The organism is Streptomyces sp. LMG1-1-1.1, from assembly GCF_040815545.1.
In the GTDB taxonomy this organism is placed as follows: Bacteria; Actinomycetota; Actinomycetes; order Streptomycetales; family Streptomycetaceae; genus Streptomyces.
Genome location: NZ_JBFPNH010000075.1, coordinates 1 through 13,904 on the forward strand (window position 1 = coordinate 1; position 13,904 = coordinate 13,904).

The 13,904-nt window shown below is 73.9% G+C and carries 10 protein-coding genes and 1 pseudogene; 8 read left to right on the forward strand and 3 right to left on the reverse strand.

The features are described from left to right. The 4 genes from sucB to MRBLMG1_RS33540 form a co-directional block, all read left to right on the forward strand. The coding region (gene sucB / locus MRBLMG1_RS33525) for a 2-oxoglutarate dehydrogenase, E2 component, dihydrolipoamide succinyltransferase (RefSeq protein ID WP_414721698.1) at positions 1–1,124 on the forward strand (1,124 nt) is incomplete at its 5' end. A gap of 128 nt (positions 1,125–1,252) precedes the next feature. Next, a complete protein-coding gene (locus MRBLMG1_RS33530) occupies positions 1,253–1,876 on the forward strand; it encodes a GntR family transcriptional regulator (RefSeq protein ID WP_367827910.1) in 624 nt (207 codons plus the stop codon). 301 nt (positions 1,877–2,177) lie between these two features. Continuing rightward, on the forward strand, positions 2,178–4,883 hold the full coding sequence (aceE, locus tag MRBLMG1_RS33535; protein WP_367827911.1) for a pyruvate dehydrogenase (acetyl-transferring), homodimeric type: 2,706 nt from the start codon (positions 2,178–2,180) through the stop codon (positions 4,881–4,883). A gap of 42 nt (positions 4,884–4,925) precedes the next feature. Beyond that, positions 4,926–5,891: a helix-turn-helix transcriptional regulator gene (locus MRBLMG1_RS33540; protein WP_367827912.1), complete on the forward strand. Its 966-nt coding sequence runs from the start codon at positions 4,926–4,928 to the stop codon at positions 5,889–5,891. A 105-nt stretch (positions 5,892–5,996) separates the two neighbouring features. Here the strand turns inward: MRBLMG1_RS33540 and MRBLMG1_RS33545 are convergent, their stop codons facing one another. After that, on the reverse strand, positions 5,997–6,917 hold the full coding sequence (locus MRBLMG1_RS33545) for an SDR family oxidoreductase (RefSeq protein ID WP_367827913.1): 921 nt from the start codon (positions 6,915–6,917) through the stop codon (positions 5,997–5,999). Between the two features lie 100 nt (positions 6,918–7,017). On the opposite strand from MRBLMG1_RS33545, the gene MRBLMG1_RS33550 reads away from it, so the two are divergent. Further along, positions 7,018–7,539 carry a DUF4240 domain-containing protein gene (locus MRBLMG1_RS33550; protein WP_367827918.1) on the forward strand — a complete coding sequence of 174 codons (522 nt, stop codon included), beginning with the start codon at positions 7,018–7,020 and terminating at the stop codon, positions 7,537–7,539. A 184-nt stretch (positions 7,540–7,723) separates the two neighbouring features. Here MRBLMG1_RS33550 and MRBLMG1_RS33555 read toward each other — a convergent pair whose 3' ends face one another. Then, positions 7,724–8,518 carry an SDR family NAD(P)-dependent oxidoreductase gene (locus MRBLMG1_RS33555; protein ID WP_367827914.1) on the reverse strand — a complete coding sequence of 265 codons (795 nt, stop codon included), beginning with the start codon at positions 8,516–8,518 and terminating at the stop codon, positions 7,724–7,726. Between the two features lie 120 nt (positions 8,519–8,638). On the opposite strand from MRBLMG1_RS33555, the pseudogene MRBLMG1_RS33560 reads away from it, so the two are divergent. Further along, positions 8,639–9,217: pseudogene (locus tag MRBLMG1_RS33560) on the forward strand (TetR/AcrR family transcriptional regulator); the annotation flags it as partial. A gap of 294 nt (positions 9,218–9,511) precedes the next feature. Here the strand turns inward: MRBLMG1_RS33560 and MRBLMG1_RS33565 are convergent. Next, a complete protein-coding gene (locus MRBLMG1_RS33565; protein WP_367827915.1) occupies positions 9,512–10,012 on the reverse strand; it encodes a GNAT family N-acetyltransferase in 501 nt (166 codons plus the stop codon). 38 nt (positions 10,013–10,050) lie between these two features. On the opposite strand from MRBLMG1_RS33565, the gene MRBLMG1_RS33570 reads away from it, so the two are divergent. After that, on the forward strand, positions 10,051–10,971 hold the full coding sequence (locus MRBLMG1_RS33570; RefSeq protein WP_367827916.1) for a TIGR01777 family oxidoreductase: 921 nt from the start codon (positions 10,051–10,053) through the stop codon (positions 10,969–10,971). Between the two features lie 459 nt (positions 10,972–11,430). After that, a complete protein-coding gene (locus MRBLMG1_RS33575) occupies positions 11,431–12,810 on the forward strand; it encodes an NAD(P)/FAD-dependent oxidoreductase (protein WP_367827917.1) in 1,380 nt (459 codons plus the stop codon). Positions 12,811–13,904 lie beyond the last annotated feature (1,094 nt).

Sequence of the window (13,904 nt, forward strand, 5' to 3'; positions counted from 1 at the left end):
TGCGGGGTGCGGCGAGGACGGCGACGCCCGTGCTGCCCGGGGGCAGTTCGGCGGTGACGGTGTGTCCGGTGGCACGCGGGCCGGTCGCGCCCGCCGCCCCGGTCGCCGCCCCGGCCCCGGTCGCCGCGGCCCCGTCGATCGCTCCGGCCGTCTTGACCCCGGTCCCGGCGACCCCCGCCCCGGCTCCGGCCGAGGACGGCGCGTACGTGACCCCGCTGGTCCGCAAGCTCGCCACCGAGAACGGTGTCGACCTGGCGGCCGTCAAGGGCTCGGGCGTCGGCGGTCGCATCCGCAAGCAGGACGTCCTCGCGGCCGCCGAGGCCAAGAAGGCCGCTCCGGCCCCCGTCGCAGCCGCCGCTCCGGCCGCCGCGCCGAAGGCCTCGGCCCTCGAGGTCTCCCCGCTGCGCGGTCAGACCGTCAAGATGACCCGCATGCGCAAGGTCATCGGCGACAACATGATGAAGGCGCTGCACGGCCAGGCCCAGCTGACCTCGGTCGTCGAGGTCGACATCACCAAGCTGATGAGGCTGCGCGCCCGCGCCAAGGACGCGTTCGCCGCCCGTGAGGGCGTCAAGCTGTCCCCGATGCCGTTCTTCGTGAAGGCGGCGGCCCAGGCGCTGAAGGCCTTCCCGGTCATCAACGCCCGGATCAACGAGGACGAGGGCACGATCACCTACTTCGACACCGAGAACATCGGTATCGCGGTGGACTCCGAGAAGGGTCTGATGACCCCGGTCATCAAGGGTGCGGGCGACCTCAACATCGCCGGCATCTCGAAGAAGACCGCGGAGCTGGCCGGCGCCGTGCGCGCCAGCAAGATCACGCCGGACGACCTCGCCGGTGCGACCTTCACCATCTCCAACACCGGTTCGCGCGGCGCGCTCTTCGACACGATCATCGTGCCCCCGAACCAGGTCGCCATCCTGGGCATCGGCGCCACCGTGCGCCGTCCGGTCGTCATCAACCACCCGGACCTGGGTGAGACGATCGCGATCCGCGACATGACGTACGTCGCGCTGTCCTACGACCACCGTCTGGTGGACGGCGCGGACGCCGCCCGCTACCTGACGGCCGTCAAGGCGATCCTGGAGGCCGGCGAGTTCGAGGTCGACCTCGGCCTCTGAGCCGCGGTCGCAGGCCCTCCCCGAGGCGCAACGTAACGAGCCTCACCTGCGGCGCCCCCGCCCGGAAGTGTTTCCGGACGGGGGCGCCGCCGTATTGTCTAAGGGTCAACACTCCCCGAGGAGCCTTCATGACCGTCCCCGTCGTCCACTCGCTGCGCGAACAGATCCGCGAGCACATCGTGGAGGGGATCGTCAGCGGCCGCTGGAAGCCGGGAGAGCGGATCGTGGAGCGCCGGATCGCGACCGAGCTGGAGGTCAGTCAGACCCCGGTCCGCGAGGCGCTGCGCGAGCTGGAGTCGCTGCGGCTGATCGAGTCGGCGCCCAACAAGGGCGTACGGGTCCGCAACCTCACCGCCGCGGACCTGGAGGAGAGCTACCCCGTGCGGGCCGGCCTGGAGCAGATCGCGGCCGAGCTGGCCGCGACCCGGCTCGCGAGCGACTGCTCGGCCCTGGAGCCGCACGTGGCGGCGCTGTACGAGGCGGACGCGACCTCCGACGGCACGGCGCAGGTGCGGCACACGGTGGCCTTCCACCGTGAGCTGGTGAAGGCGGCCGGGAACGGCGTCCTGCTGCACACCTGGGAGACCCTCGGCATCGAGGTCTTCACGGCCCTGTCGATCCGCTGGCTCGGCACGGTCCAGAAGTCGTACGCGGAGGAGCACCAGGAGCTCGTGGAGGCCTTCCGGCGGGGCGACCCGAACATCGGGGCCCTCGTGAAGGCCCATGTGCTCGGCTGCGCCCCGCGGGCCTGACCCACGGCGTGACGCACAGTGAGCGGGTCCACCGTCCGGTGGGCCCGCTCATTCGTGCGCGCACTCCCTCAGACAGCGGGTCCCACCTGCGAAAACGGGGTGAAAACCAGGCACCGGGTGCCCTTTTTGCTGGCACCCTGTGCCGACTTTCTCGATCTGAAGGGGTTTTCTCCTTCAACCCTTTGATCGATCATCGATCGCCGGTTTACAGTCTTCGGCGGGCCGTCACCCGGCCCTTCGCCCTGTCCTGCCAGACACGGCCCCCTTATCTCCACCCCCATCTGTCCGGAAGGCGGCGATCATGACCGATCCCGTAGGCAAGATTCCGAGTGAGCTCGACCAGCTCCCGGACCGTGACACCGAGGAGACCGCCGAGTGGGCGGCCTCCCTGGACGCCGTCACCAAGGCCGCCGGCCCTCACCGGGCCGCCTACCTGATGCGCCGCACCCTCCAGCACGCCGAGGGCGCGGGCCTCGCCCTGCCCAAGCTGCTGGAGACCGACTACGTCAACACCATCCCCACCTCCGCGGAGCCCTCGGTCGGCGACTTCGGCGGCGACGAGGAGATGGAGCGGAAGATCACCGCGTGGAACCGCTGGAACGCGGCCGCGATGGTCACCCGCGGTTCCAAGTACGGCGTCGGCGGCCACATCGCCACCTTCGCCTCGGCGGCCTGGCTCTACGAGACCGGCTTCAACCACTTCTTCAAGGGCAAGGAAGCCGACGGTTCCGGCGACCAGCTCTTCATCCAGGGCCACGCCTCCCCCGGCATCTACGCCCGCGCCTTCCTCGACGGCCGCCTCACCGAGGCGCACCTCGACAAGTTCCGCCAGGAGTCCGGCGGCGAGGGCCTGCCGTCCTACCCGCACCCGCGCCGGCTGCCCTGGCTGTGGGAGTTCCCCACCGTCTCCATGGGCCTCGGCCCGCTCTCCGCGATCTACCAGGCGCGCTTCAACCGCTACCTGACGAACCGTTCCATCAAGGACGTCTCCGCGTCCCACGTGTGGGCGTTCCTCGGCGACGGCGAGATGGACGAGCCGGAGGCGACGGCGGCGCTCGCGCTCGCCGCCCGCGAGGGCCTGGACAACCTGACCTTCGTCGTCAACTGCAACCTGCAGCGCCTCGACGGCCCGGTCCGCGCCAACTTCAAGATCGTGCAGGAGCTGGAGGCCCAGTTCCGCGGCGCCGGCTGGAACGTCGTGAAGTCGCTGTGGGGCAACGCCTGGGACGAGCTGTTCGCGCTCGACACCACCGGCGCCCTGGTCCGCCGCCTCCGCGAGGTGCCGGACGCGCAGGTCCAGACGTACCAGACCCGCGACGCCGCCTACATCCGCCAGGACTTCTTCGGCAAGGACCCGGCGCTCGTCGCGATGGCGCAGCTGCTGAGCGACGACAAGATCCTGGAGTGCTTCCACCTCTCCCGCGGCGGCCACGAGCCCCGCAAGGTGTACGCCGCGTACAAGGCCGCCGTGGAGTTCAAGGGCGCGCCGACGGTCATCCTCGCGCAGACCGTCAAGGGCTTCACCCTCGGTGAGGGCTTCGCGTCGAAGAACGCGAACCACCAGATGAAGAAGCTCAGCACCGACGAGTTCAAGAACATGCGGGACCTCCTCGAACTCCCGATCTCGGACGCGCAGTTCGTCGACGGCCAGGTGCCCTACGGCCACCCCGGCGTCGACTCCCCCGAGGTCCGCTACCTCCAGGAGCGCCGCGCGGCCCTCGGCGGCCCGGCCCCGGCCCGCCGTACCCACGCGCTCGCGCCGCTGCCGGCCCCGGCCGACAAGTCGTTCGCCGCGTTCGACAAGGGCTCCGGCTCGCAGTCGATGGCCACGACGATGGCGTTCGTCCGGCTCGTCAAGGACCTGGTCCGCGACAAGGAGACCGGCAAGCGCTGGGTCCCGATCGTCCCGGACGAGGCCCGTACCTTCGGTATGGAGTCGCTGTTCCCGTCGCTCGGCATCTACTCGCCGAAGGGCCAGACGTACGAGCCGGTCGACCGCGACCAGCTGATGTACTACAAGGAAGCCACGAACGGCCAGATCCTCAACGAGGGCATCACCGAGGCCGGCTCGATGGCCGACTTCATCGCCGCCTCCACCGCGTACTCCACGCACGGTGAGGCGATGATCCCCTTCTACATCTTCTACTCGATGTTCGGCTGGCAGCGGACCGCCGACCAGATGTGGCAGCTCGGCGACCAGCTCGGCCGCGGCTTCCTCGTCGGCGCCACCGCCGGCCGCACCACCCTGACCGGTGAGGGCCTCCAGCACGCCGACGGCCACTCGCCGGTGATCGCGGCCACCAACCCGGCGGCGCTGACGTACGACCCGGCGTTCGCCTACGAGGTCGCCGCCATCGTCAAGGAGGGTCTGCGCCGGATGTACGGCGAGGCCGCCGAGGGCGAGGACCAGAACGTCTTCTACTACCTGACGGTCTACAACGAGCCGATGCCGCAGCCGGCCAAGCCGGCCGGGATCGACGAGGGCATCGTCAAGGGCCTCTACCGCTTCAACACGGCCGAGTCCGCCGGTCTCGACGTGCCCGCGAACGCCTCGCGCATCCAGCTCCTCTCCTCCGGCACGGCCATCCACTGGGCCCTGGAGGCGCAGAAGCTGCTCGCCGCCGAGTGGGGCGTGGCCGCCGACGTGTGGTCCGCGACCTCCTGGACGGAGCTGCGGCGCGACGCCCTGGAGGCCGACGCGGCCCTCCTGCGCGGCGAGGAGCAGGTGCCGTACATCCGCAAGGCCCTGGAGGGCATCGACTCCCCGGTCCTCGCGGTCTCCGACTACATGCGCCAGGTCCCCGACCAGATCGCGCAGTGGGTCGAGCAGGACTGGTCCTCGCTGGGCGCCGACGGCTTCGGCCTCTCGGACACCCGCGACGCGGCCCGCCGCCACTTCGGCGTCGACGCCCAGTCGATCGTCGTCGCCGCCCTCGCGCAGCTGGCCCGCCGCGGCGCGGTCCGCGCGACGGCCGTGAAGGAGGCGCGCGAGCGCTACGGCCTGTAAGGGCCCTCACCCGACGAGGCGGGCGGCACGCATGATGGAGTCATGCGTGCCGCCCGCCTCATCAAGTTGGTCCTGTTGCTCCAGTCGCGTCCGTCCATGACGGCGGCCGAACTGGCCGCCGAACTCGAGGTGTCGGAGCGCACCATCACCCGCGACGCGCTGGCGCTGTCCGAGGCCGGAGTGCCGGTGTACGCCGACCGCGGGCGGGCCGGCGGCTACCGCCTGGTCGGCGGGTACCGTACGCGCCTGACGGGGCTCGCCCGCGGCGAGGCGGAGGCGCTGTTCCTTTCGGGGCTGCCGGGAGCGCTGCGGGATCTCGGCCTCGCGGACGCGGCCTCGGCGGCCCGGCTCAAGGTGTCGGCGGCGCTGCTGCCCTCGCTGCGGGACGCCCCCGACGCGGTGGACCGGCGTTTCCATCTGGACGCGCCCGCCTGGTACCAGGAGCCGGAGACCCCCGAGCTGCTGCCCCCGGTCGCCGAGGCGGTCTGGGACGACCGGTGGATCTCGGCCCGCTACCGGCGCGGGGACGCCGAGGAGGTCGAGCGGGAGCTCCAGCCGTACGGGCTCGTCCTGAAGGCGGGCGTCTGGTACGTCTGCGCGCGTTCCGGCACGGCCTTCCGCACGTACCGGATGGACCGCTTCACGGCCGTCGCCCTCTCCGAGGAACGCTTCGCCCGTGACGAGGACTTCGATCTGGCGGCGTTCTGGGCCGAGCGCTCCGCCGACTTCGCCCGCTCCCTCCTCCGGGCCGAGGTCGTCGTACGGCTCTCCGCCTCGGGGGCCCGCAGGCTGCCGCACGTGACGGACCGCGCGGCCGCCGAGCAGGCGCTGGCGGCCGCGACACCGGACGCGGACGGCCGGGTGACCGTGACGCTCCCCGTGGAGAGCGAGGAGGTCGCCTTCTCCCAGCTGCTCACGCTCGGCCCGGAAGCCGAGGTCCTGGCCCCGGCATCCCTACGCGAGCGGTGCGGCGAGGCCGCGCGGGGCCTGGCCGCGCTGTACGCCTGACGACCGCCGGGGCCGGCGCCCCCGGCTGCCGCTCCACCGCTCCCCGGCTCGACCGCTCTGCCGGTATGCCGGTCTACCGCTCTGCCGGTCTGCCGGTCTGCCGGTCTACCGGTAGTCGGCCACGTCCGGCTTGCCCGTCTCGCCGGCGATGATGAAGCCCCAGGCGTCCGGGCGTGAGCCGTCGGCGTCGGTGAAGCCGTACTCGCGTGCGAGCTGCCCGCTGGAGAGCGATCCGCCGTTCCAGCGGTGCCGGTCGGGGTCGGCGGCGAGGGCGGCGACGGCACGGCCCACGTAGACCGGGGACTCGGAGATCGCGAAGTCGGGGGTCTTCCCGACGGCGTCGCGCCAGTTCTCCTCGGTGACGCCGAAGGCCGCGAGCATCTGCTCGGAGCGCAGCCAGCCGGGGGTGAGGGCCACCGCCGTGCCGCCGTGCTCCGCCAGCTCCTTGCCGAGGCCGAAGGCCATGCGGAGGGGAGCGTTCTTGGCGAGGTCGTAGAAGAGGTTCTCGCGGAAGCGGGTGCCGTTGTACTCGGCGGTGCCGTCGGTGACCTCGACGACGAGCCCGCCGGGGTGGCGGATGAGCAGCGGCAGCGCGGTGTGCGAGGTGATGGCGTGGGTGCGCACGCCGAGTTCGAGCATGCGGAGGCCGCCCGTGAGGTCGTTCTCCCAGGTCTTGCGGCCGAAGGCGAGCAGGTGCTCGCCGCCCCACACGTCGTTGACGAGGACGTCGAGGCGACCCCGCTCGCGGTCGATCCGGTCGACCAGGGCGCGGACCTGGTCGGGTTCGAGGTGGTCGGTGGGGACGGCGACGCCCTCGCCGCCGGCGGCCGTCACCAGTTCGGCGGTCTCCTCGATGGTCTCGGTGGCCCGGCCGACCTCGCTGAGGTGGTCGCGGGTGGTGCGCCCGGTGACGTACACGGTGGCTCCGGCGGCCCCGAGCTGGACGGCGATGGCCCGTCCGGCGCCCCGGGTGGCCCCGGCGACCAGGCAGATCCGTCCGCGCAGGGGTGTGGTCTCAGTCGTCATGGTGCCCAGGCTGGCAGGAAAGCCCGACATCTTCTGTCCGGATTCGTTTCGGGGTTTCCGGGTGCGTCGCACTCGCCGGGGCAGGATGCTTGGTCCCGTGATGGACGAGACCGCGTTCTGGGAGATCATCGACGCCAGCCGCGAGGACGCCGAGGGCGACCCCGAGGAGCAGGCCGACCTGCTCGTGGAACGACTGACCCGGCTGGACCCCGACTCCGTGCTCGACTACGCGCGCCATTTCGAGGCCCGCTTCAACCGCGCGTACCTCTGGGACCTGTGGGGCGCGGCGGCCGTGCTGTTCGACGGGGCGGGCGACGAGACCTTCGACTCGTTCCGGTGCTGGCTGATCGGCCAGGGCCGGGAGGTGTACGAGGGGGCCGTGCACGATCCGGACGCGCTCGCGGAACTGCTCACCGACTTCGACCTGGAGATCGACGGGGACGGCGAGGAGATCGGCTTCGCGGCGGACGAGGCGTACGAGGCGCTGACCGGCGCCGAGACCCCGGACCTGGGGATCCAGGCGCCGGGCGGGGAGCCGCTGGGCTCGCCGCTCGACCTGAACGACGACGACGTGCTCGCGGCCCGCTTCCCCCGGCTGTGGGAGCGCTTCGGGGCGGTGTAGCGGGGATACCGGAGGAGGGGGTCCCGGGCTCCCCGCCCGCCCGATGTCCGGAGGAGCGACTTCGGATCCGGAGCGGCCTCGGATCCGGAACGGCCTCGGATCCGGAACGGCCTCGGATCCGGAGCGGGGCTCGGATCCGGAGCGAGGCTCGGAAGTGAAGCGAGGCTCGGAAGGGAAGCGGGGCTCAGAAGTGGGTGCCGCCGTCGACGCGGACCTCGGTGCCGGTGATGAACTTCCCGTCCTCGCTGGCGAGCATCGCGACGACGCCGGCGACGGTCTCCGGGCCGGCGAAGCCCTGGCCGAGGGCGGGGGCGAGCTTCGCGAAGAGGGACCAGTCGGTGTCCTCGGGCAGGCCGGGACCCGCGGACTGCTTGCTGGCGCCGCTGCCGTCGGTCATGCCGGAGGAGATGGAGCCGGGCTGGACGGCGGTGAAGCGGATGCCCTGCTTGGCGTACTCGGCGGCGAGCGCGTGGGTCATGGACTGGATGCCGCCCTTGCTGGCCGCGTAGGCGGACATGTAGGGGTGGGCGAACATCGCGGAGGTGGAGGAGAAGTTCACGACGGCGGAGCCGTCGCCCTCCAGGAGGGCGGGGATCGCCTCGCGGATCACGAGGAAGGTGCCGGTCAGGTTGATCCGGATCACCTGCTCGAAGGAGTCGAGGCTCGTCTCGTGGGTGTGCGAGGAGCGCAGGATGCCGGCCGCGTTGACCAGGACGTCCAGGCCGCCCAGCGCCTCGACGGCGGCGGCGACGCCGGCGCGTACGGAGACCTCGTCGGCGACGTTCAGGACGACGGTGGTGAGGCGGTCGGCGGCGTCGCCGGCCTTGGCGACGGTGTCCTTCAGGCCGTCCTCGCTGATGTCGGCGGCGACGACGCGGCCGCCCTCCGCGAGCATGCGCAGGACGGTGGCCTGGCCGATGCCGGAGCCGCCGCCGGTGATGAGGGCGCGGCGTCCTTCGTAACGGGTCAGGTGGTTCATGGCGGCAACCTCTCGATGTCAAGCATTCGATAGAACGCTGACACCGTACGCCTAGATGACACGTTTTGCCACGCCTGCACGTTGCGCACTTCAGGCGCCCGCGGGCGTACGCTTCGTACGGTGAGCACCAAGCCCCCCTCCCCGTCGCTGACGGAGCGCCGCAAGGCCGCCACCCAGCTGGACATCGCCCGCGCCGCCGCCGAGCTCTTCACCGAACGCGGCCCCGACGGCACCACGGCCGAGGACATCGCCCAACGGGCCGGGGTCGCCCTGCGCACCTTCTACCGCTACTTCCGCTCCAAGCAGGACGCCGTGGCCCCGCTCCTCGCCGGTGGCGCCGACCGATGGCGCCAGGAGCTCGCCGAGGCCGGTGCCGAGGCGGGAGCCGGCCTCCCCGAGCTCCTGGAAGCCTCGATCGCCGCGTCGCTCACCCCCCGGGACGAGGCCTCCGCCGAGGGCCTGCGCTGGACCCGCGGGCTGCTCCGCGCCGCCACCCGGGACCCCGCCCTCCGGGCCGTCTGGTACCGGGTCAACCAGGAGTCCGAGGAACGGCTCCGCGAAGTCGTCGCCACGCTCGCCGGACCCGGCGCCGACCCCCTGGAGGTACGGCTCGCGGCGGCCGCGGCCACGGACGCCATCCGGATCGCGCTGGAGACCTGGGCCGAGACCGGCACGGAGCCGGACGCCGGAGACGGGACCGAGGCCGGGGACTGGGGCGGCGCCGGGCACGGGGCGGAGGCGGGGGACTGGACCGGCACCGGACACGGGGCCGAGGCCGGAGAGTGGGGCGGCACCGGACACGGGACCGAGGCCGGAGAGTGGGGCGGCACCGGACACGGGGCCGAGGCCGGAGAGTGGGGCGGCACCGGACACGGGACCGAGGCCGGAGAGTGGGGCGGCGCCGGCGCGCCCGTGCGCGGCGAGGGCTCCCCGGCCGCCCTCGCGGTCCGCTGCCTGCGCGAACTGACCGGTGGGATGCGGTTGCTGCGCCACTCAGCCGAGTAGCGATCGGCCCATCAGGACATCGTCCACGTACACCCCGTCGAGCAGGAACTCCCCCGGCAGCACGCCCTCGACGGCGAAGCCCTCGGAGGCGTACAGCGCGCGGGCCGGCGCGTTGTGCCCGAGCACCCGCAGCGTGATCCGGCGCGCGCCTTCCTCCCGCGACCGGTCCATGGCGGCCCTCAGGAGCGCCCTGGCGACCCCCCGCCCCCGGGCGGACCCGGCGACGGCCAGGCCCTGGATCTGGCGGACGTGGGCGTTGGCGGCGAGCGGGGTCGGCCGCACCACCCGGACGTAGCCGACGAGCGCGCCACCGAGCACCGCGACCAGATAGTCCCCCGGCACGTGGCGGTCGTCGAAGAAGGGCTCGTACGGCTCCGCCGGGGCGGGCTGCACGGCGTGGAGGGTCGACCAGGCGGCCCGGTCGAGCGCGCCGAGGGCGTCCTCGTCGTCGGGTCCCGCGGTACGTATGAGCGTCTCCGGCACGATCATGACGGCCACTGTGTCACGCCCGGGTCAGGAAGGGCAGGATGGTGCCCATGCAGCGTTCCGCCATCCGCAAGCGTGTCGCCGTCACCGGCGCCTCCGGGCTCATCGGCTCCGCCCTCGTCCGCTCCCTGCGCGCCGACGGCCATGACGTCCTCCGGCTCGTCCGCCACCCGGCCGAGGCCGCCGACGAGGTCGAATGGGACCCCAAGCGGCTGTACGTCGACGCCTCCGGGCTCGTCGGCGTCGACGCCGTCGTCCACCTGGCCGGCGCCGGGGTCGGCGAACGCCGCTGGAACGAGGCGTACAAGAAGGAGATCCGGGACAGCCGGGTGCTCGGCACGACGGCGATCGCCCAGGCGCTCGCCTCGCTCGCCGACCCGCCGGAAGCGCTCGTCTGCGGCACGGCGCTCGGCTGGTACGGCGACACCGGCGACCGCGCCGTCGACGAGAGCGCACCCGCCGGCACCGGCTTCCTGCCCTCGGTGTGCGTCGAGTGGGAGGCCGCCGCCGCCCCCGCCGAAGAGGCCGGCATCCGCGTCACCTACGCCCGTACGGGCCTCGTCGTGGCCCGCGAGGGCGGGGCGTGGGGACGTCTCTTCCCGGTCTTCCGCGCCGGCCTCGGCGGCCGGATGGGCGACGGACGCCAGTACTGGTCGTACATCTCCCTCCACGACGAGGTCGCCGCCCTCCGCCACCTGGTCGACACCCCGTCCGTCACCGGCCCCGTCAACCTCACCGCCCCCGAACCCGTCACCAACCGCGAGGTCACGGCGGCGATGGGCCGGGTGCTCCACCGACCCACCCTGTGCACCGTGCCCGCCGCCGCCCTCAGGGTCGTGCTCGGCGACTTCGCCCAGGACGTGCTGGGCAGTCAGCGGGTGCTCCCCGGCCGCCTGTTGGAGTCCGGCTTCGACTTCGCCTTCCCGACCATCGACGACGCGATCCGCGCGGCGGCCCACTGACCCGCGCCCGCCCCCACCCGCGTGGGCGCAACGGACACCCCACGCCTCCTCTGCACACCGGGGACCCAACGCCCGCCCGGTACAACCGACTTCCGGGCCCGCCTCCGCGCCTCCGGCTCCCCGCGGCCGTCTCCGTACGCCCGGCCCCCGCGGCCGTCTCCGTACGGACGACTCCCGCGGCCGTCTCCGTACGGACGACTCCCCGCGGGGGCCTCCGTACGCCCGCGTCCGTGCAGCCACGTCCGAGCGCGCGCCACCGCACGGCGGCCTCTGCACGGCGGCCTCCGTACGCGCGCCTCCGCATCCCTGTGCTCCCCCGTGCCGCACGCACCCCGGTGCGCGCGGCTGGCAGCCGTGGGAGCGCTGCCTAGGCTCGACTGGAACGGCGAACTCGGGCATTCCGGAGGCCCGTTGGGGGCATAGGCCTCCCACCGGCCGCGCCGACCTGGGGAGGGGCACGTGCTCAGCAGCGCAGACAGCGCAAGGACCGCACAGCGTACGGACGTCGTGGAGACCGTCGACGTCGTGATCGTGGGAGCCGGCATCGCGGGACTCACCGCAGCCCACCGGCTGACCGGCGCCGGGCTCTCCGTCGCCGTCCTGGAGGCGGAGGCGCAGATAGGAGGCCGACTGGCGACCGACGCCGTCGACGGCTTCCTGCTCGACCGGGTGGGACAACCGCTCGCCCTGTCGTACGAGGAACTACGGGCGGTGCCGGGGCTCGACGGCCTCGTGCTGCGCCCCTACGGCCCCGGGGTGCTGGTGCACACCGACGGCCGGTACGCGCGCTGGGGCGCACCGCACCCCCGCAGGACTCCGGGCGGGGTCCGGAGCGGGGCCCGGGGCGGGGGCCCCCGGAGCGTGGGGGGAGCGTTCAGTGTGGCGCGCGCCCTCGCGAGCGCCCCCCGGCATCCGGCCGCCTCGCTCGACCAGGCGCGGCTCGGCGCGTCCCTCGTCCGGCTCGCCGCGACCCCGACGCAACGGCTGCTCGCCCGTCCCGAGCGGACCGCCCGCGAAGCCCTCACGGCCAGGCTGCCCGCCCGGACCGTCCAGGGAGTGCTGCGGCCCCTGCTCGCGGCGCTGCTCGCCGACCCCGACCTCGGCACGTCGAGCCGCCAGGCGGACCTCGCGCTCCGCGCCTTCGCCCGGGGACGGCTCTCCGTGCCGCAGGGCGGCTCGGCGGCGCTCCCCCAGCGGCTCGCCGCCACGCTGCCGCCGGGCACCGTCCGCACCGGCGTCCGGGTCACGGAGGCGTCGGTCTCCCGGGTCACGACGGAGGAGCACGGGGTGTTCGGGTGCCGCTCGATGATCCTCGCGACCGGCGCGCGGTCGGCCGCGGCGCTGCTGCCCGGCCTTCGGACGCCCGGCTTCCACCCGGTCACGGTCCTCCACCACACGGCGCCCGTGGCGCCCACCGGGGACCCGACCCTCATCCTGGAATCCGACCCCGGCGGGCCCGTCGCCCACACCGCCGTCATGAGCGCCGTCGACCCGAGCCGCGCGCCGGCCGGCCGGGCCCTCATCACCTCCACGGTGCTCGGCACACCCCCCGACGACACCGAACGGCGCGTCCGCAAACACCTCGCCACGCTGTACGGCACGTCCACCGACGAGTGGGAGCTCCTCGGCCTCCACCACACCCCCGACGCCGTCCCCGCGATGCCGCCCCCGCACGACACCCGGCGCTCCGTGCGCCTCCTCGCCGGCCTCTACGTCTGCGGCGACCACCGGGCCGCCGGCACCGTCCACGGCGCCCTCACCTCCGCCCACCGCGCCGCCACCGCCCTCCTCACCGACCTCGGCCTCCCCCACACCCCCGCCCCCGAACAAGCCGCCTAACCCCACCCACCCCGCCTCCCCCGGCGCCCTGCGCTCCCGCGCCGCGCCCGTCGCCCGGACTTGCTGACCACACCCCCGGGCCCCGGGCGTTGCGGGCCACGCCCCGGGCGTTGCGAGCTACGCCCCCGGGCTGCGGGCCGCGCCCCCGTCGCCTGGGTGCGGGCCGCGCTCCCGCCACCTGGGTTGCGGGCTGCGCCCCCGTCGCCTGGGTGCGGGTCGCGCTCCCGCCCGGGTGACGGGCAGCTCCGTCGCCTGGGTGCGGGCCGTGCTGCCGCCACCTGGGTTGCGGGCCCTGGGTGCGGGTCGCGCTCCCGCCCGGGTGGCAGGCAGCTCCGTCGCCTGGGCCTGGGTTGCGGGCCGCGCCCCCGACCCCTGGGTTGCGGGCCGCACCCTCACCCGGGCTGTGGGCCACGCCTCCCCGCCACCTGGGTTAGGGGCCCCCTCTCGGCCGCCACCCAGGATGCGGGCCACACCCTCTGGCTTGTGAGACACCCATCCCGGCCACCACCCAGCTCCCGGGCGGCACCCCCGCCGCCTGGCTTTGGATTGCGGGCCCCATCCTCACCCCGGTCCACATGGCGGGCCGCGCCCTCCCCGCCGCCTGGCTTGCGGGCCGCCCATCCCGGCCGCCACCCAGCTTGCGGGCCGCACCCCCACCGCCTCGGTTTGATTTGCGGGCCCCACCCTCCCCGCCACCTGGCTTACGGGCCGCCCATCCCGGCTGCCGCCCGGGTTGTGGGCAGCTGTTCCGCAGGGGCGGAACGGGTGGGCCCAACCCACGACGGCGCCGCACCTTCGGCGCACCGTCCAGGCGCGGAAGCCTAGGCCCGGCAAGGGGCGCCGTCCCGTGTGCCCACCCGTCCCGCCCCAGCGGGACGATTGCCCACACGGAGGTGGGCGGCAGGGGCCGGGCGCCAGCCCGCACGGGGCGGGTGCGGGCGCGCCGGCCCATACGGCGCGGGGGCGGCACGCGCGGGGGCGTCGACCACGCTGGGTGGCTGCGCCCGCGCCCGCGCGGCGAGGGTTACGCGGGCGCCCGACGAGTGGCGGGGTGCCCACAGGCAGGGCCCCCGGGGCGCGCCGCCCGCAGGAGC

What these genes read in the sequence shown, in the direction of transcription:
- MRBLMG1_RS33570 (WP_367827916.1), top strand. Translation starts at nt 10,051, where the DNA reads ATGGTGCCCATGCAGCGTTCCGCCATCCGCAAGCGTGTCGCCGTCACC.
- MRBLMG1_RS33545 (WP_367827913.1), bottom strand. Translation starts at nt 6,917, where the DNA reads ATGACGACTGAGACCACACCCCTGCGCGGACGGATCTGCCTGGTCGCC.
- MRBLMG1_RS33555 (WP_367827914.1), bottom strand. Translation starts at nt 8,518, where the DNA reads ATGAACCACCTGACCCGTTACGAAGGACGCCGCGCCCTCATCACCGGC.
- MRBLMG1_RS33540 (WP_367827912.1), top strand. Translation starts at nt 4,926, where the DNA reads ATGCGTGCCGCCCGCCTCATCAAGTTGGTCCTGTTGCTCCAGTCGCGT.
- MRBLMG1_RS33530 (WP_367827910.1), top strand. Translation starts at nt 1,253, where the DNA reads ATGACCGTCCCCGTCGTCCACTCGCTGCGCGAACAGATCCGCGAGCAC.
- aceE (WP_367827911.1), top strand. Translation starts at nt 2,178, where the DNA reads ATGACCGATCCCGTAGGCAAGATTCCGAGTGAGCTCGACCAGCTCCCG.
- MRBLMG1_RS33565 (WP_367827915.1), bottom strand. Translation starts at nt 10,012, where the DNA reads ATGATCGTGCCGGAGACGCTCATACGTACCGCGGGACCCGACGACGAG.
- MRBLMG1_RS33550 (WP_367827918.1), top strand. Translation starts at nt 7,018, where the DNA reads ATGGACGAGACCGCGTTCTGGGAGATCATCGACGCCAGCCGCGAGGAC.